The organism is Flagellimonas oceanensis (genome assembly GCF_003992595.1).
Classification (GTDB): domain Bacteria; phylum Bacteroidota; class Bacteroidia; order Flavobacteriales; family Flavobacteriaceae; genus Flagellimonas; species Flagellimonas oceanensis.
This window is the reverse complement of sequence record NZ_RZNA01000003.1, coordinates 332,821-352,000: the sequence shown is the minus strand read 5'-3', so window position 1 is coordinate 352,000 and position 19,180 is coordinate 332,821. Positions and strand designations below refer to the sequence as shown.

The following is a 19,180-nucleotide window of genomic DNA, read 5'->3' as shown; positions in this document are numbered from 1 at the left end:
ATTGCCCTCGCTGTCCTCGATTACCAGGTCGGTGCCCACTATCGAAAAGGTGCTGTTGGTCGTATTGGTATCAACTCCCGCTGCTATGTCAGCCAATGGGGCGCTCACCGTATTGCCCTCGCTGTCCTCGATCACTAGGTCGGTGCCAACAATCGAAAAGGTACTGTTGGTCGTATTGGTATCGACCCCCGCTGCGATGTCGGCCAATGGGACCACTGCCGTGTTGCCGCTCTCAAGGGTAATGCTCAAATCCGTGCCGACGATGCTGAAGTCAGTCACAGTTTGGTTGTCAACATCTGCTACTTCTAAATCTACAGTATGAATAGTGCCACCTTCATCTTTGTATTCTAATGTATGGCCATCAGCATTTAATGCAAAAGTGGTCAGCGTTTCATTAATCTCGTGTATCGTACCGTCTGGTTCTGTAATCGTCGCCACTTTATTCCCAGTAATCAAATCAACGACAGCAAAACCATCAACATATGACTTATTTGCAGCATCGTTGGCATTGATAGGTATTCCCAGACTAGTAATCAGATTAGATCCCATATCTAAATTCCCTGTCATGGTATCTCCGGAAATATTTACATATCTTGGATCATACAGGGCTGCGTTGAAGGGGTCGATTTCCACCCAACTTGTAGTATCGTTATCATATATATAGGTCCGCCCCACTTGGGTTGGGTCGGCGGCAGAGCTGTTGACTATGTAAATATCCCCCTCATTGGGTGTGCCCCCTATTTCATTTACGTCTATATCTGAAGTGGTAGTGGTCGGGCCAGTGTATACATTGCCTATTGGTATTGCAATATTTCCATCCGAATCCGGAGCATTATTATTGACGGATTTCACTCTTCTTTCATACAGCCACTGTGTACCATCCCAAAAGATTCCAGTATTCGGGTTGGTCGTAGCAGCTAACATCGGAAGCGTTATTCTTTGGGTAAGGTCAACACCTGTACCATCCGTGATGTTCAAATTGACACCGCTTAGACTTAGATCTTGGTCATCCGTATCGACTCCCGCAGCGATGTCCGCCAAAGGGACCACTGCCGTGTTGCCGCTCTCAAGGGTAATGCTCAAATCCGTGCCGACGATGCTGAAGTCCGTTACCGTTTGGTTGTCAGTGTCCACACCCCCAGCGATGTCCGCCAATGGAACGCTTACCGTGTTGTTATCGCTGTCCTCCATAACAAGGTCGGTGCCCACTATCGAAAAGGTACTGTTGGTCGTATTGGTGTCGACCCCCGCTGCGATGTCAGCCAAGGGGACCACCGCCGTGTTGCCTCTCTCAAGTGCAATGCTCAAATCCGTGCCGACGATGCTGAAGTCCGTTAACGTTTGGTTGTCAGTGTCCACTCCTGCGGCTATGTCCGCCAATGGGGCGCTTACCGTATTTCCATCACTGTCCTCGATCACAAGGTCGGTGCCAACTATCGAAAAAGTACTGTTGGTCGTATTGGTGTCCACACCCGCAGCGATATCAGCCAATGGGGCGCTCACCGTGTTGCCCTCGCTGTCCTCGATTACAAGGTCCGTGCCAACTATCGAAAAGCTACTGTTCGTTGTATTGGTATCGACCCCCGCTGCGATGTCGGCCAATGGGACCACTGCCGTGTTGCCGCTCTCAAGGGTAATGCTCAAATCCGTGCCGACGATGCTGAAGTCCGTTACCGTTTGGTTATCCGTATCCACACCCGCAGCTATGTCCGCCAATGGAGCGCTCACCGTATTGCCCTCACTGTCCTCGATAACAAGGTCGGTGCCCACTATCGAAAAGGTGCTGTTGGTCGTGTTGGTGTCCACTCCTGCCGCGATGATTGCTTCTACTGACAAATAAGCTAACCCATTGGCATCTTCCACTATAAGGTTATTTATATCCGGACTAACCACATTGCTCGCAACAATCCCCCATGAATCCGTACTTTCATCATATACATAGGTATCTCCCGTTCCTGTATCAATATAAATTTGTCCATCTGTGGGAGCAATCGGATCATCGCTACCGTCATTGGGCGAACCCGATCCAGTTTCAATATTACCAGAACCTCCCTCACCTTCAATACTTATCCTGTTCCAAGTATTGTTGTGCCAATAATAATACCCTGGCGCCAAATCTGATGTTGTTGCAGTATTGAATACAAGAAGGCTTTCAATATTCCCATTGGAAATTGTTGTTGAATCATTTTTTCCTGTCAACTGCACACGCGGTATCAAAACACCTTTGTCTCCTGCCACAACATCCAATTGTGCAGATTCGTTCGGAGTTTGTGTCCCAACACCTACTTGACCATATGTCACGCAGGTTAAAAGAAATAGTACTGATAGAAATAGTAATCCTCTTTTCATAAATAATCCTACTCTATTATGTTAATGGTAATCCAAATTGGGTCGGGACATTTTTTCAAAAAAAATCCCCATGCGAAGTAATCATGCCTGTAACAAAATTTTTGTAGACATAATACCATTCTCATGTAGAATTAATTCTACATGAGAACTTCCAGCTATAGAAAAATTTATGATACTTTAGATTTGATTATCAATCTCGAATTCTTAAAAGTGCCCTCAACCAAAGTCTTACTATCAAGGATAATCATAGTACTACCCCTTTTATTGATTTCAAATTCCATTTTTGGTCAACTTTCGTACAGTACCGAATGGTTTTCCGATAGCGAAGGACTACCTCAGAACAGTATTAAAGACATTTTCCCCGATAAGTACAATTTCATCTGGCTATCAACTGAGAACGGTCTGGTCCGATATGATGGGCAAAATTTCAAGTTGTTTAACGACGTCAATATCGAGGGGTTAAAGTCCAACAGGATGAAATTCTTTGAAGGGGCTATGGAAAAAGACAGTCTTTTTTCAGTAAACAATAGAGGGGATGTAATCTTAATCCATAATCGAAGAGCAACAATAATCAATGATCAATCCCGGAATTTTCAACCCCTATTTTATAAATTAAAAAATTATTGGAACGCCCCTCCCCAGTCTTTATACGTAAAAAAAGACAATTTTCTACGTTATGTTCTCAGTGATGAATCCTTTTATTTGATAGGCAATGATTCCATTAGAAAATATAACCGTGATGGCAACATAACCTCAACTCTTCCAAAAAAAATTTCTGACTCAATCCAATTCTTTGTGCACAGGGATAAGTTGTATAATATGAACAAGGAGGGAGAAATGAAAATTTTGGAAAACGGTGTGTTTCTTCCAATTGATTTGGATTTAGGGATAAAATCATATGCAAAGGCATTTAACAATCAAATTACCGGTCAGGTTTTCCTTTATACCGATAAGCAATTATTTCTACTCTCTTTCAAAGGAAAAAAAGCTTCGACAAAACTCATCTTGGAAAATTTTGATTTTGATACGAAACAGATCTACTCCATCTATTTTGACCAAAAAAATGACATCCTTTACTTAGGCAGCATTACCAAGGGATTGTGCATCATTAAAAAGCAATATTTCGAAAACATTCCCACATCGACCCGGGATAAAAACTTTGTTGAATACAGCCTCAACAAATTGAACGATAGCACGATTCTAACTTCAACAGGAATCAAAATCCAAAATCGTAAATTCTTGGGGCACAATAATGCCATTTTTGAAAATTCGACCCGCAATATTGCACAAGTGGATACTGACGGTAATTTTTGGGTATCCAAAGGGAGAACTTTAAATAAATTTTATGCAAGTACAGCTTACACTTCCCATGATTCCATAGTATTCAGTGAAAAAGTTCGTGCTGCCCTTATTACAGGCAATCAGTTTTTCATCGGGACCGGACCTGAGCGAAATTACAACAGAAAAGGTGCATTGTTCTCACTGAATCCCAATAATCCTGTAGATGTGGCACCTAAACTCCTTTCCAATACTTCAAGCGCTATATCTGCTTTGGAGAAATTCAATGATTCCATTTTACTTGTAGGAACACATGACGGCCTGTTTACCTATAATAGCAATACCCTCAACCTAGTCGAGGTCGAAGGAATGGAGGAAAGGCAAATAAGGAGCATATACAAATCAGGAAATGAATTTTGGATAACCACGTACAGTCATGGTTTCTTCCTATACAAGGATTCCAAAATCCGGTCGGTCCCTTTGGATTTAAAAAAACATCTATCCACAGCCCATTGTATCGTTGAAGATGATAAAGGGTATTTCTGGATTACCACCAACAAAGGAATTTTCCAAGTATTGAAAAAGGACCTTACCAATTACATAAACAAAAAGAGTGAGCGTATCTACTACCACTATTATGATAAAAGTGCCGGTTTTTCCAACAATGAGTTCAATGGCAGTGGCTGCCCCTGTGGTGTTAAACTATTGAACCATGATATTATCTTTCCCTCTTTGGAGGGATTAGTGACTTTCAACAGTTACGACATTAACCCGATAATCCCGGATAACGACATTTATATTGATGAAGTTGTTGTAGATGGTAGACACCGATTTGTAGGTGATACCTTGACCTTACAAAAAACAGATCGTATTACTTTTCAAATTACAAGTCCCTTTTATGGAAACCCCTACAACAATCAAATAGAAGTTCAAATGGATGATGGAATCTGGGAACCCATTGGTACTTCTCGAACCCAATCCTATACAAATCTAGCTCCTGGAAAACATTCTATCAAGGCAAGAAAACTAGCTGGTTTCAATTCGGATTATCGCTATACAAGTCTTAACATCTACGTAACCCCTACGTTTTGGCAATCCACCCTCTTTAAGGTCCTATCTATAGTTCTATTATTATTCTTAATCTATTTGATCATTGGTTTAAGAACTCGCTATATCACAAAAAAAAATATTCAGCTAGAAAAGAAGATTCATGAACATACGTTGCAACTACAGCAAACCGTCATTATCCTGAGAGAGGCTAAGGAAAAGTTGAGAAATCAAGTGTCACAACAAAAAAAATTGGTCACTGCGATTACACATGATGTAAAAACCCCATTGAGATTTATGGCGCTTACCAGTAAGCTTTCTTTTGAGAGTTTTGAACATCGAAGCCCCGAGGAATTGCGTGAATCCACAAAAGCAATGTTTACCTCCTCCTATCAACTGTACCATTTCATAGAAAACGTACTTGACTATAGTTTCATCTCTCTAGACAATGAAAAATTAGACAATTCCGGTTTCACATTATCAGATTTAATACAGGAAAAAATCAATTTTTTTGGACATATATCCAATTCGAGGAAAATAAAGGTTTCGAATCGAATTCCGAATGGTCTTACCTTGCCTTATAACCAACAACTTTTTTCCATTATAATCCATAACCTTCTGGACAATTCAATCAAGCATACTTATGATGGGGAAATATTTTTTTGGCACAAACAGGATGGAGAAAGATTTATCCTAAATGTCCAAGATACCGGATCAGGGATGACCACTGAGACCCTAATTCAACTTAATGCTCAAAAAAAGTCCATAACCAATGGGACCAATGACCATAGAGACAAGCAAAAAGGGTTTGGTATGACCATAGTAATGGAATTGTTATTGATGCTCGAAGGAGATATTATTATTGAAAGCCAACTAAGAAAAGGAACCAAAATCAGTATGCTTTTTAAAACTGGTCTTTGAACCCATCCACATCCTGAATCACATTCAATATGGATATCAATTCAACGATATTCTTGATATGTAATTTTTCAAATATTCTGTTTTTGTATGTACTGACCGTTGACTTTTGGAGATTCAATTTATTGCAGATTTCCTGATTGCCCATTCCCTGCGCCAAACACCTTGTTACTTCCAGTTCTCTACTCGATAGTCGGTCTAGAGGATTATTCACGGCTTGGCCCAAAGCCATATTTACAATCTTTCCTTTTACAGACTCACTAAGGTACTTGCCCCCTTTTAAAACAGAGTTCACAGCTTGCACAATTTCATCCTCTGAACTTAACTTGTGTAAGTAACCATCAACCCCATGTTCAAGGTATGGAAGCGCATAAACTTCCTCATCCAAACCAGAAAACATGAGTATTTTAACATTAGGGCGATGAATCTTTACTTGATCCAAGAACTGTTGAACATTACCCTTGGGAAAAGAAATATCCAAGAGGATTATATCGTATGATACTTCTTTGATTTTACTGATGGCATCGCTGATATTCTCGACTTGATCAATGGTTGCTCTTCTGTAGGCTTGATTCAAGACCAAACTAGTACCATGCCTAACTACAAAATGATCATCAACAATTAAAAGTTTTATCTTCGAATTAAACAAGGGGGCAATCTTAAAACTTAATCATACATTGTTACCTTTCACGAAATAGGGTCATTGAAAATACCTAATCCACAAAGTTCTTCAAAGATATAAAACATAGCTACTATGTAATTGGAAAGATCTTGATTTTACGGAATCATATTTTGGGGGGGCATATTCTTGACAAATGAAAAATTTATTGGTTGCCAGGTTCATAGTTTGAAACTCCAGACCCCAGAGCAACAGAGTCCATTTCATTTATCATTGCACAAAACTACAAATCGAAAACCATCACTCAATTTTTCAGGGCCAGAACACCATATTGCATTTTGCCATGTAAATAGGTAAAAGAACCTATCCTAGAATTAAAAAAGCCCTGAAGCATCATGAAAATTGGATGGTAGCCTCATGGCTCGACCACATAGACCCAAGAGCGATCCGAACCAAGATACCGGCACGTTCCTGTCGTTCAAAACAGTAATAGGATTCCAACTTCATATCCACGAAAGGATATAGGGCCCATTTAAAAAACATCTTATTTTTAATTGGTCTAAATTTTATTTGGTTCATCTCCTTGCAGCTTTTACATTTGCACACAAATCTTATTTAGACTAAATACAAATAAAATGAAGAACATACTACTTATCTTTTGCCTGACCGTTTCATTGATGGCCCAGGCACAAACAGGCAACCTCAAGGGCAAGGTAACCGACCCTAACGAAAATCCCCTATCCGATGTCAATATAGCACTGTCCAACACCAGTTTGGGCGCGACAACGGATCAAGGCGGAAACTATCGGATTTCCAACCTTGCCCCGGGTACATATACCCTCTCCTACTCCATGGTGGGATACACCACCATCCGGGAATCCGTCATTGTGCGTTCCAATCAGACCTCCACGGTTCCCACGGTATTACTTGTTCCAAAGCAAGAGCAACTGGGCGAGGTGATCGTCGAGGGGAAACACAACAAATATCTCGAAAGGAAGCCTTCAACATCCCTGAGGCTAAAAACAGAATTGGTCAAACTACCACAGAATGTACAGGTCATTGGCAATGAATTGCTCAAGGACCAACAAGTTACCACCATAATGGACGGTCTTACCCGTAACATAAGTGGTGTTACCATGCTTGAGCATTGGGGGCAATTTGCCCGAATCAACATGCGTGGTTTCCGTTTACCCGCTTTCAGGAACGGAGTGAACGTCCAGGATAGTTGGGGGCCTCTGGCCGAAGATATGAATACGGTGGAGCGTATTGAGTTTGTAAAGGGCCCTGCCGGATTTATGATGTCGGCGGGAGAGCCAGGTGGTTTTTACAATGTGGTCACCAAAAAACCCACTGAAGAGTTTGTTGCAAATGCATCCTTCTCCGCAGGGAGCTTTGATTTTTATCGCGGCACCGTTGATGTGGGAGGCAAAGCCTCCGAAAATGGAAAGTTGCTCTATCGCTTCAACGCCATGTACCAGACCACGGACAGCCACAGGGGGAACGAACGGACCGATAGGTTCGGTATTGCTCCTGCCCTTACCTATAAGTTCAGCGAAAGGACATCCATAACAGCTGAAATGAATCTGCAGGATGCCGAATCCTACCTAGGATCGGCATATATTTTCGCCCCTGTCGATGATGGCTATGGCAGTTTGCCCCGTGACTTCAATTTTGTCGACACCAATTATCCCAAAACGGATATCCAAGAAGTCACATTCTTTTTGAACGCCACACATGAATTTTCAGATAATTGGAGCGTGGAAGGCCAATTGGCATACTTGCGATATGACCAGATCGGAAATTCAGCTTGGATAGCAGGACTGGATGGTGATACAGGAGATGTGGTCCGAACAATTTCACAATGGGATGCACTATCCGTTGGTAAATTCGCACAGCTATATGTCAATGGTGCCTTTGATACGGGATCCATATCCCATAAAATATTGGGAGGTTTTGATTTTAGTGAAAAGTCCTATTGGGCCGATTTCTCGGTCACCCTTCCCGTGGATACGGCAGCCCCGTTCAACATCTACGATCCGCAATACGGCCTTGCCTTTCCCGAGTTTGACCGATCTGTGAATGTACAATACCGAAACGGTGGTGCCCCATACAGTGCAAACACGGTAAGAGGTTACTATCTTCAAGATGAAATCGGTTTTTTAGGGGATAGGATTCGTTTGACCTTGGCTGGACGCTACACCAATCTGTACACTCAGGGAAAAACGGAAAACGATGATGTATTTACGCCCCGTGTCGGACTGAGCGTTGATATTTTGCCAGACTTGACGGTTTACGGTCTCTACGACCAATCTTTCTTACCACAAGCTGGCATGAGCGTTGCTCAGGAACCTTTGAACGACCCTGTGGATGCCAATGATATCGAAGGTGGTATCAAAAAGAGTTTTTTCAAAGAACGCCTGAGAACCTCTTTGGGGGTCTTCCAAATCACAAAAGAGAATATATTGACCACTGATCCATCCAACCCAAACTTCTCCATGTATCTGGGCGAAGTCCGATCCAAAGGAATCGAATTTGACCTTCAAGGGGAAATTACCCCTGAACTCAATGTGGTCCTGAACTATGCCAACACTAAAGTTGAAGTGACCGAAGACCCCGATCCTGACCTTGTGGGAACCCGTGTGGCCGGTCACGCCAAACATGTAACCAATGGATGGTTGAACTACAACTTCCCACAAACTTCATCACTGGACGGTTTTGGTATTTCCTTGGGCTACCAATACCAAGTGGACAGATCCACTTGGGCGTGGGCCGCCGACAATCAGTCAGATCTACCCGATTATTTTAGAATGGATGGGGCCCTTTCATGGAAAAACGATCATTTCAGGGTACAGCTCAACATCAACAACCTCTTGGACGAATATCTATATTCCGGAGCCAATTACGGATCTTATCTGTACTGGCAGTCCGAACCTGGAATCAATGGCAGGCTCACGGTCTCCTATCGATTTTGATACCTTCAAGGTTTGACAAGGCCCATGTCCAGTACATGGGCCTTTGGTTTTCAAAGACAGCCCGGTTTCTTTTTATGCCAGATATAAGGACATGTCTTCCGCCTCAGGAAGAATAGGGTATCATGGAATACCCATTGCCGATCTTCCATATAAAATCCAACAATACATTTTAGCGGTTCCCAGCAGCCGTCCCTTCCACCCTATGGAATTCCTCCCTTTCCAAATTTCGTGAGGGCCTGTTGCCCTTGCCACCAAAACTTCGGGTATAGGTAATCCTGAAAATCCGTGTGAAAGCCGATTCATCACGGTATCTGGAACGCGTATCAGTGTCAAAGACAATTGGGGCCATCCCACTGATGTGCGTATCAATATCCAAGGACTTGAAAAGGTCCGTTATACTGAATTGCAAAGTGCCCCAATTCCTTTTGAACTGTTTGGACAGGCCAAAATTGACCATCCCAAAACCTTTTGTGAAGTTGGTACCGTTGTAATGGTCAAAGTTATGCCAGCCCGAAAATTCCATGTCCATTTGCCAGGGAAGTCGAAAGGTCTGCGTAAAATTCAGACTTTGGTAGAAATAGGTCTTTCCCCTTGGTTCCGGATTGTACGAAATATGATAGTCCCGAAGGGCCGAGGTGCTGGAAAGGTTGAGCTTGGCCCATGGGGCCCATTGCACGGGAAGGTTCATGAAAAGGTTCAGCCCCTTTTGATAATCCGCATTTTGGGGCGAAACCACCAAGATATCGTTTTGCGGGGTCGAGGTCAGTTGATACCGGATAATGGGATTCGTTTCCTTTTGATAGGACAACCCGAAACTGAGCCCATTCTTAACATATTCCAATTGAAATGTATGGGTAATGCTGGGCTTTAACAATGGGTTTCCGGTAAAAATGGCGGTGGGGTCGTTGTAGTATAGACTGGTGACCAAATCAGAGTAGACCGGTCTGCTGATACGTCGATGGTAGTTGACATTCACATTTTGATTTTCGGTCAGGGCATACTGATACGAAAATGAGGGGAAGAATTGCCGTATGACAAAGTCCTCCCCGGCCGTGTTCAGTATGCGTTTCCAATCCTCATAACGTAAACCAGCATTGATTTTGGACCCTTCCCCCAACGAAAGATGAAACTGCCCATAGGCCGCCCATAATTTTTCCTCACTTTCAATGCGACTTTGGGAACGTGGGTCCACCTCCCAAACACCATCATGAGCGGTCTCTATCTTACTGTCGTTGACATTGGTGGAATAACTTCCCTTCAGTCCCAATTCCATATCCAGGACCCCTTCCACCCTTAGTTCATAATCCACTTGGGCCACACCCAATTTGATGGTGGATTGACTGGTGCCACGATTGCCATCGGTAAAAATCCCATTTTCAGGCTTCACGGGTTCGCCTTTGGCGTCAAAATAAGCGCTTCTGGTAATGGCCGGGCCATCATCTCCATAGGTAAGGTATCCGACATCCAAATTGATGTCCGCGTTTTCGGAAAACGTTCTCGTCAGGTAAAGTGATGAGATGAGATTGTTTTTTTGGGTCGTCCCCACAGTTACCAAATGCGACCTGAAAAAATCCTGTCCTTCAATGGTCCTGAGATTGTTCACATCGGATGTGGACTGATTTTTTGCCAAGGAGAGGCTAAGCTCTCCCCCCATCTCCATTTTGGGACCCAATTGAAAGCCCGTCCCCAAATGTATGTTGTGGGAAGTATTGTTATAGTCAAAATAGGTGGAAAACGCCGTATGATTCGGTCCTCCAAGGATGGGCATATTACTGGAACCGGAACCCTCAAACCCATTCTTACCGTGATCATGGAACACCGAATATCCTAGATTCAAGCGAAAGTTCTCCCTTCCGTGTGCATAGCTCAATGAAGTACTGGCCTTTTCACGATGGCCATACCCTAAACTTCCACTGAAATTGAGTTGGTCGCCTGTCTCCACGGTGTTTTTGAAGACAATATTGATGATGCCCGCCCCGCCGTCCGCATCATATTTGGCGGTGGGCGAGGTAATCAACTCCACCTTTTCGATGTTATCGGCCAAAGTACTTTGCAAAAGGGACATGACATCCTCCATGGACATCGGCATGCGCCTTCCATTGAACATGACCGTTACACCACTTTGTCCGTTCAGTGAAAATTGATTGTTGCGCCGGTCCAAAATAACCCCGGGCAACCGTTCCAAAACCTGCAGGACATTGCTTCCTTTTGTCATGACGCTGCTCTGAACATTGACCACCTGCCCTTCTGGGGTCCGTTGAATGATACTTTTCTTGGCGGCCAGGACAATCTCATCCAATTCGCTAAAGGCCTCTTCAAGAACCAACAGTCCTAAATCAAAAGTTTCAGATCGGGAATCCATCACAAAAGGCCCCTCATATAGGTCAGCATAACCCAGATTGCTTATCCGTACCAAAAAATAACCATCAGCCATCGGGTTCAAAGCGAAATTACCATCATCATCGGTTATCGTACCCCTTACCAAAGTGGTATCCTTGGATCGGTACAATACTACATTGGCGAAAGGTACCGGTGCTTGGTCAATGTCCACCACTTTTCCCCGGATCTGTCCGATACAGGGTGTCGTTCCCATTGCCAGAACCAGGATCAGACATAACTTGATTTTGTTTTTTTTCATTTGGAGATTGTTTCTTTTGGACCAAATGAACCTTGTTTTTCCAGTTGATCAAAAAGATATTGACATCGGGGCCCAAAAGATTGACCAGGGACAAAAAATCCTTTCCCGTAGCAAAGGACACACCTTATCAATTGGTTACGGCCGATCGTCAATTTGATCCAGGGGAATCCATAAAAACAATAACTTGTGTTGTTATTGAATATTTTTCAATGGATTACGCCCGTTTCAAGGATTTCATACTGAAATATAAGCTCTACCATATCCCTTTTTGGTTGTGCTACCACCTGGTTTGGCTTACCATCAACATTGGCGGTCTTTCCGAGGTATATGACTATTTGCGTTTCAGCGATACCTCTCCCAAATTCTATTTTTATGTGGTCTTTCAGCTTATCGCGGTCTATTTCAATCTGTATTACCTTATTCCGAAGCTGCTCCATGTTGGGCGTTATTTCGTTTATATATTGGCCGTCCTTGGCACCATTTTGATTTGCAACGCTTTTATTACCAGCGGTTATTTCTTTGCCACCTTGACTTCGGGGAGGACATTGTTCGAACTATTTGGGGTATACCCCCATCAGGTCTCCCAAATCTATTTTGTTTGGGCCCTTCCCTCCACGGTGGCCAGTATGACCTTGGCCATGAGCATCAAATTGGGGAAAAACTGGTTACAGACCGAGAAACGAAGACTCCGTTTGGAAAAAGAAAACCTGGAGACCGAACTCAAATACCTCAAATCACAGATCAATCCACATTTTTTGTTCAACACCATCAACTCCATTTTTGCACTGATCCATAAAAACCCGGATCTGGCTTCGGAATCGCTGGTCAACTTTTCAGATTTGCTCCGCTATCAGATCTACGAATGCAATGATGAGAAAACAGCATTGGACAAGGAGCTGGATTTCATTGAAAATTTCATCGATTTGGAAAAATTGCGTTTGGATCAGGGGCACACCGAAATGCAGTTTGACATTCAGGACCATACCACCTGCAAACAATCCATTGCCCCTTTTATCCTTATCCCCTTTATAGAAAATGCGTTCAAACATGTTTCCAAGGGAAAGGAGCGGCACAACTTTATCCGTATGACCTTGGAGACGACCAACAGATCCCTACAACTGCATATTGAAAACAGTAAGAGTTGGGACGATCAAGCCTCAAAAGAGCAACCTAAATCCAGTGGTCTTGGGCTAAAAAACGTCGGGCGCAGGCTCAACTTGCTCTATCCGGGATCGCATTCCTTACGGATCATGGATGAAAGCGATAGGTTTTCCGTAATATTGAAATTGGAATGGTAGAAAAAATAAGATGCATAATCGTTGACGATGAGCCGCTTGCAAGGGAAGTGCTGCAAGAGTACGTCCAAGTATTGGACCATCTGGAGTTGCTTTGTACAGCGGAAAGTGCACTGGAATTGAATCAACGGTTGAGCGAGCATTCGGTGGATTTGATCTTCCTTGATATTCAAATGCCCTTTTTGACAGGATTGGATTTCTTGAAGCTCCGGTCGGACCTTCCCATGGTCATCATTACCACGGCCTACCCCAACTACGCCCTGGAAGGCTTTAATTTTGATGTAATGGACTACCTGCTCAAGCCCATTACGTTCAATCGATTTTTTAAAGCGATTAGTAAGGCCACCGATTACCATAAATTGAAAAAAGGTCACGTAGCCACATCAGACCATCCAAAGGAGGAGCCCTATTTCTTTGTTAAGTGTGAGGGAAGATACCAGAGGATAGTCACTTCCGATATCCTATTTGTAAAGGCCATGGAAAACTATGTGCAGATCAAGACCCCGACCCATAAACACATGTCCTTGATGCCCTTAAGGGCCATTGAGGAGAACTTGGATCCCACTGAATTCATGCGCACCCATAAGTCCTATATCGTTCCCTTATCAAAGATCCAGACCTTGGAAAACCATGAACTCATATTGGTCAACGGAGAGAAAATACCCATAAGCAGAAATTATAGGAAACTTGTCCATGAAATGGTCCTTAAGGACAGGGTGATCAAAAGGGGAACCCAATAACATGATTTGGTTCCGACTATAAAAACAATTATCCCATGCACAGAAGAAACATGTCATTCCAAAACCAACTGGCCTTGTTTTTTTATTGCTCACTGTCATTCACACTCTCTGGCCAGGTCGACAACAAAGCGAACAAATACCTCGGGGTCCACAAAGAATATCTCGATGCGGACTGTCCGGTAGCGGATGACAGCATCAAACATTTCGTCTATTTCGCCAGGGATCGTGAGGGAATCAAAGACCCCCTTTTCATAGAACAGGAACGGTTCAGTGGAGCACAGATCATGTACCCTTGGTCCATACTGGAACCTGAAAAGGAGTCCTATGATTTCTCGGCCATTGCAGAGGATTACAACTACCTCAAAAGCCACGGGAAAATGTTGTTCATACAATTACAGGATATTACCTTTGACCACGGTTTCAAGGGTATCCCAGAGTATTTGGCAACCGATGTGTATGACGGCGGGGCGATAGTACAGACCACTGATTCGGGAAAACCGGATGGTTGGGCCGCCAAGCGATGGAACCCAAAGGTCCAGGAACGCTTTGCCCTGTTAATCATGGAACTTGGGAAGGCCTTCGACGGAAAAGTGGAGGGAATAAACCTTCAGGAAACCGCCTTGGCCATTGACCAAACAATTGATCCTTCCTTTACTCCTGAGGCGTATGTTAGGGGTATCAAAGCAAATATGTTGGCCCTCAAAATGGGATTCCCCCAATCAACAACCCTTCAATACGCCAATTTTATGCCCGGGGAATGGCTACCATGGGAGGACAGGGATTATTTAAGGTCCATTTATGGATACGGGGAACAAATTGGCGTAGGGCTCGGAGCTCCCGATCTCATGTTCGAAAGACAGGCACAGTTGAACCATGCCCTTGGTCCTATGCACGATGGCGATTTTACCGTCCCGTTGAGCATTGCTGTACAGGATGGCAACTACATCGGAAAAACGGGAGCGGACAGGGATTACCATGAGGAGGAGGACCATGGACGGCCTGGAAGGGACAACCTGGTTCCCCAACTCCATGCCTTCGCAAAGGAATTTCTCAGGGTAAGTTATATATTCTGGGGCCACCAAGCTCCATATTTCAATGAGGATCTTGTTACCTGTCTCGGCGATCGATGACCGATTCCCCTCTAACCTCTTTAGGGGCAATGGCAACTGGACCATCGATAAAACCCCATATGTCAAATATCAATATCTCAAACTTGGGACCTTGATGGTATTCCCATGAAGAACACGGAAAATCAAAGAAAGCCTTTGAACACAAATTTTATGTGCCCAACCGATGATCAATTGAAATCTTACAGCATTTTCATTGCGAACTCCTAAAGCCCAAATCAAAGGAATTCAATTGGAATCAAAAATTATTTGACTTTCGTCATTTCAAAGATAAACAAACAGTCGAAAAACCATCGATTTTAGATTAACAGCAAATCACCTTTTAAATTCCCTTTTGGGAATTTCGACGGTTTATTTTTTTTGGATATGTAATATTCCAAGTTTTAAAAATATTGTTCCCAGTTAATACTGTTTTTTTAATAGCTTTGTAAAAGCATGAAACAAAGTCGTCTGTTTAATAGCCTTACCTACGCTTTACTTGCCCTATTTTTGGCAACAAAGCTTGTTGGCCTACATGTGATTTCTCATCACGACGATTCTGAAGGATATATAGACCATTGTGCCATTTGCCACAATATTGCCTCTGACAGTCATGCTCCCGGTATTTTATCCGACACCAACGAATCTGTTTCCGAGCCGATTGAAATCGCATTTCAAAAGGAAATTGAATCCGATTACTTTTTTCAGGTTTCTGGCACCTTGGCAACAAGCCAGCTCTTCTCGCGGCCACCACCCGCTATCTAAAAACCCATTCAATTTTTTCTAAGAAGTAGCTTATCTCCAATATTGGGGGTAAAACAATTTGTATCTGCAATTCATCAAAGTACTTACGTGGACCGTAAAGCACTTTTCAAAATTTATTGTAGTTCAAATCATACTTTTTGAAATCATTGTTACGGGACACGGTTTCGCAGCTTCCTCCTTGGAAGTGATTTGAGAATCGCAAAGTATTCCCTAAAATGATTAAATATATGCTATCCGCATGGCTGTTCATCAGTCTATGCGCTTCGGCAGGCGCACAACAAAACCATACTATATCAGGTTTCGTAGTGGATGCCAATACGTCGGCACCTGTCGCTGGAGTAAACATAATTGGAAAAGATCTGTATGCTATTTCTACGGAGAATGGCGAGTTCCAGATTAAAAATGTTCCTGCTGGAAAATACCGTTTTGAAATAACCCATATAGGGTATGCCCATGAACATTTCACGATTGAGGTTGTTGATCGTGACATTGAAGGTCTAATTATAAAACTTACAGAATCCATAACCAGTTTGGACGGGGTGGAGTTGCTTGGAAAAACAGAAAAAAGAAAGACCCAAGAACTCTCCACCATTTCCGTAGGGGTGGACGAAGATTTCCTGAACAAGAACCGTGAAAACAGTTTAATGCAGACCCTGAAAAAAATTCCAGGCGTAAGTACCATTACTATTGGTTCGGGTCAATCCAAACCCGTTATTCGCGGTCTTGGATTCAATAGGGTGAGTGTGGTTCAAAATGGCATTAAGCACGAAGCACAGCAATGGGGCAACGATCACGGTCTTGAAATTGATCAGTATGGAATAGAAAGTATCCAAATAATTAAGGGGCCTGCTTCTCTCGTTTATGGATCGGATGCCATTGCCGGGGTCGTGGATATTCAACCCTCAAAAATTCCTTTGCCAAATTCATTCAGTGGGGAAGTGAACCTACTTGGTGAGACCAACAATGACCTCATAGGAATATCAACCGGAGTACAGGGTAGAAAACAGCATTGGTTTTATAGAGGTCGTGTAACGTATAGGGACTACGCCGATTATAAAGTCCCAACTGACCGGATAAATTATGAGAACTACATTTTTGAGCTCCATGAGAACAATCTTAGAAATACGGCTGGGGAAGAAATCAATGCCAGTTTCAGTTTAGGTTTTGTATCGGATAATATTAAGTCCGAAACCTTTTTCAGTAACGTAAATGCCAAAAATGGATTTTTTGCCAACGCCCATGGACTAGAGGTTCGCTCATCGAATATTGACTACGACAGTTCAAGTAGAGACGTGGACCTCCCTTATCATGGTGTAAACCACTTTAAAATCACCAATAATACTTCCTACTACTTAAATCAACACACTTTGGAGTTGGATTTGGGTTATCAAAACAATCAGCGTGATGAGAATTCCGAACCTGTTCCGCATGGATACATGCCGACACCTCCAAATAGTAGGGAAAGGATTTTTACTAAAAACACCTATTCCCTCAACCTAAAGGACAGTTTTAATCCAAATGAAAAACATGATTTGGTCTTTGGAATCAATACCGAATTACAGAATAACAATATTGGCGGATGGGGATTTCTGATTCCTGCATATGATAGGTATTCCGCCGGAATTTTTGTCTACGACCATTATAAGATCAATGGAAATTTTCATCTACAAGGAGGACTACGCTATGATGTAGGACTTTTGGAAACCAAATCCCATTTTGACTGGTTCCAAACCCCAGTGAACAATCCGGACGGTTCTACTTCTCGAGTTTATTTGCAACGTGCGCGAAACGAAAGCTTGGAATTTAGCAATTTCAGTGGCTCTATTGGATTAAGCTACATCCAACAAAACACAACCTATAAAATCAATTTAGGTAAAAGTTTTAGAATGCCCCTTGCGAACGAACTGGCTTCAGATGGTGTGAACTATCACATGTACCGATATGAAAGGGGAAATATTGACCTGAACCCAGAACAATCCTATCAATTGGATGTAGATATCGATCATACTACAACAAAATTCAATATAGGGATAAGTCCTTTCGTGAACTTCTTCGAGAACTTCATCTATTTAAATCCCACATCCAACTATTACGAAACGCTTCAAATCTATGAATACACCCAAAGTAAGGTATTCCGCTTTGGAGGAGAAGCCCGTGCTGGAATAAACCTAACCCCAGAACTACGATTGGACGCAGCTGCGGAATATGTGTATTCACGTCAAACGAGCGGACCCAAGAAAGATTTCACCATTCCGTTCTCTCCTCCTCTTTCAGGTTTGCTCTCAGCAAGTTATCAGTTCAAGAACATAGCCTTTTTACAATTACCTCAGCTAACCGCTGATTTTAGGATTACGGCTGCTCAAAACGACATTGTACCTCCCGAGGAGGTAACCGAAGGTTACCAATCACTTAACCTATCGGCCAATACAACAGTTCAACTCTTTGGCAAAGGGAAACCAACACAATTACGCATCAAAATAAACAACGTATTCAATACCGAATACTACGATCATACCAGTTTTTATAGGCTCATCGATGTTCCGGAACCTGGCAGGAACCTATCCATTTCGATGACCGTACCATTTTAATTAATCCAAATGAAGTTTAACACAAAAAACAGAAACAAAATGAAAACCAAGTTTAAATCTTTAGCAATCATTACCATGGGAGCACTTGTATTGCATTCATGTAGTAGTGATGACGATGGTGGTTCTGCTGTAGAAGCACCAGTAATTACAAACTTTGAATATGGGGAAGGAAGCTCACATTCCACTGAACAAGTAGCTTATAAAGGTTCAGATATCCATCTAGAGGCGGAAATCACTGCCGAAGGAACGGTAAGCACTATTGAACTGAGCATACATGGACACGACCTTGAAGTGGGAGAAGGTGAAGTGGAATGGGATTTTGAACAAACATACTCCGATGCAAGTTATTTGGTGATCAATCCCACATTCCATGAGCACGTTGATATCCCTTCCAATATTCCATCAGGGGAGTATCATGTAACATTAACGGTAACCGACGAACTTGGCAATAGCACCGAAGTGGAAGGTCACGTAGAAATTCTTGACCCAATTACCGTCAGTGGTTTTGAAATGGATGAAACCGTTGAGAGAGGAAGCGATTTCCATATTGAATTTATGATTGGAGCAGTAAATAGTATCCATGAAGTATTAGTGGATGTACACGCTCACGATCTTGAGATAGGTGAAGGGGAAGTAGAATGGGACTTTGAAGGTGACTTTTCCGAAGATTTCCACGAGTTGACCGAAGCAGAATTTCACGAGCATATCGATGTTCCGGCCACAGCACCGGCAGGTGAGTACCATATTACCTTTACCATCGAAGATGAAGATGGAAACATCTATGAGTTCGAAGATCATATTGATGTTACCGTACCTACAATTTAAAATTAACTACCGTGGGGCTCGTAAGGGCTCCATGGTTTTA

General features: G+C 42.8%; 11 protein-coding genes and 1 pseudogene. 9 read left to right on the top strand and 3 right to left on the bottom strand.

Annotated features, from left to right (window positions below; all coding sequences use genetic code 11):
• A partial coding sequence (locus EO132_RS01640; RefSeq protein WP_164732256.1) for a beta strand repeat-containing protein occupies positions 1-2,301 on the bottom strand: 2,301 nt, incomplete at its 3' end.
• 189 nt (positions 2,302-2,490) lie between these two features.
• Between EO132_RS01640 and EO132_RS19720 the strand changes: the two are divergent.
• Positions 2,491-2,739 (top strand): annotated as a pseudogene (locus EO132_RS19720) (hypothetical protein); the annotation flags it as partial.
• 429 nt (positions 2,740-3,168) lie between these two features.
• A complete protein-coding gene (locus EO132_RS01635) occupies positions 3,169-5,595 on the top strand; it encodes a sensor histidine kinase (RefSeq protein WP_235856354.1) in 2,427 nt (808 codons plus the stop codon).
• Here the strand turns inward: EO132_RS01635 and EO132_RS01630 are convergent.
• Positions 5,579-6,241 (bottom strand): response regulator transcription factor, encoded by a 663-nt coding sequence (locus EO132_RS01630; protein ID WP_127136289.1) that lies wholly within the window; start codon positions 6,239-6,241, stop codon positions 5,579-5,581. The two genes, EO132_RS01635 and EO132_RS01630, sit on opposite strands and share 17 nt — an antisense overlap.
• A 605-nt stretch (positions 6,242-6,846) precedes the next feature.
• Here EO132_RS01630 and EO132_RS01625 point away from each other — a divergent pair.
• Positions 6,847-9,183 carry a TonB-dependent receptor gene (locus tag EO132_RS01625; protein ID WP_127136288.1) on the top strand — a complete coding sequence of 779 codons (2,337 nt, stop codon included), beginning with the start codon at positions 6,847-6,849 and terminating at the stop codon, positions 9,181-9,183.
• Positions 9,184-9,352: 169 nt separating this feature from the next.
• Here EO132_RS01625 and EO132_RS01620 read toward each other — a convergent pair whose 3' ends face one another.
• Entirely contained in the window at positions 9,353-11,821 is a 2,469-nt protein-coding gene (locus EO132_RS01620) for a TonB-dependent receptor (RefSeq protein ID WP_127136287.1), read from the bottom strand.
• A 44-nt stretch (positions 11,822-11,865) separates the two neighbouring features.
• On the opposite strand from EO132_RS01620, the gene EO132_RS01615 reads away from it, so the two are divergent.
• The 6 genes from EO132_RS01615 to EO132_RS01590 all read left to right on the top strand — a co-directional run bounded on the left by EO132_RS01615 (position 11,866) and on the right by EO132_RS01590 (position 19,140).
• Entirely contained in the window at positions 11,866-13,119 is a 1,254-nt protein-coding gene (locus EO132_RS01615) for a sensor histidine kinase (protein WP_205780293.1), read from the top strand.
• Positions 13,113-13,856, top strand: coding sequence for a LytR/AlgR family response regulator transcription factor (locus EO132_RS01610; RefSeq protein ID WP_127136286.1), 744 nt, complete (start codon positions 13,113-13,115; stop codon positions 13,854-13,856). Before EO132_RS01615 ends, EO132_RS01610 begins: the two co-directional genes overlap by 7 nt.
• Positions 13,857-13,891: 35 nt before the next feature.
• Positions 13,892-14,986, top strand: a complete 1,095-nt coding sequence (locus tag EO132_RS01605; protein WP_235856353.1) for a hypothetical protein — start codon at positions 13,892-13,894, stop codon at positions 14,984-14,986.
• A 432-nt stretch (positions 14,987-15,418) separates the two neighbouring features.
• Positions 15,419-15,727 (top strand): hypothetical protein, encoded by a 309-nt coding sequence (locus EO132_RS01600; RefSeq protein ID WP_127136285.1) that lies wholly within the window; start codon positions 15,419-15,421, stop codon positions 15,725-15,727.
• Between the two features lie 215 nt (positions 15,728-15,942).
• On the top strand, positions 15,943-18,315 hold the full coding sequence (locus EO132_RS01595; protein WP_235856352.1) for a TonB-dependent receptor: 2,373 nt from the start codon (positions 15,943-15,945) through the stop codon (positions 18,313-18,315).
• A gap of 39 nt (positions 18,316-18,354) precedes the next feature.
• Positions 18,355-19,140, top strand: a complete 786-nt coding sequence (locus EO132_RS01590) for a DUF4625 domain-containing protein (protein ID WP_127136284.1) — start codon at positions 18,355-18,357, stop codon at positions 19,138-19,140.
• Positions 19,141-19,180: the final 40 nt, after the last annotated feature.

Bases quoted from the DNA above. Each gene is read 5' to 3' on its own strand.
- EO132_RS01595 (WP_235856352.1), top strand. From the start codon at position 15,943: ATGATTAAATATATGCTATCCGCATGGCTGTTCATCAGTCTATGCGCT.
- EO132_RS01620 (WP_127136287.1), bottom strand. From the start codon at position 11,821: ATGAAAAAAAACAAAATCAAGTTATGTCTGATCCTGGTTCTGGCAATG.
- EO132_RS01635 (WP_235856354.1), top strand. From the start codon at position 3,169: ATGAACAAGGAGGGAGAAATGAAAATTTTGGAAAACGGTGTGTTTCTT.
- EO132_RS01605 (WP_235856353.1), top strand. From the start codon at position 13,892: ATGCACAGAAGAAACATGTCATTCCAAAACCAACTGGCCTTGTTTTTT.
- EO132_RS01610 (WP_127136286.1), top strand. From the start codon at position 13,113: ATGGTAGAAAAAATAAGATGCATAATCGTTGACGATGAGCCGCTTGCA.
- EO132_RS01625 (WP_127136288.1), top strand. From the start codon at position 6,847: ATGAAGAACATACTACTTATCTTTTGCCTGACCGTTTCATTGATGGCC.
- EO132_RS01600 (WP_127136285.1), top strand. From the start codon at position 15,419: ATGAAACAAAGTCGTCTGTTTAATAGCCTTACCTACGCTTTACTTGCC.
- EO132_RS01590 (WP_127136284.1), top strand. From the start codon at position 18,355: ATGAAAACCAAGTTTAAATCTTTAGCAATCATTACCATGGGAGCACTT.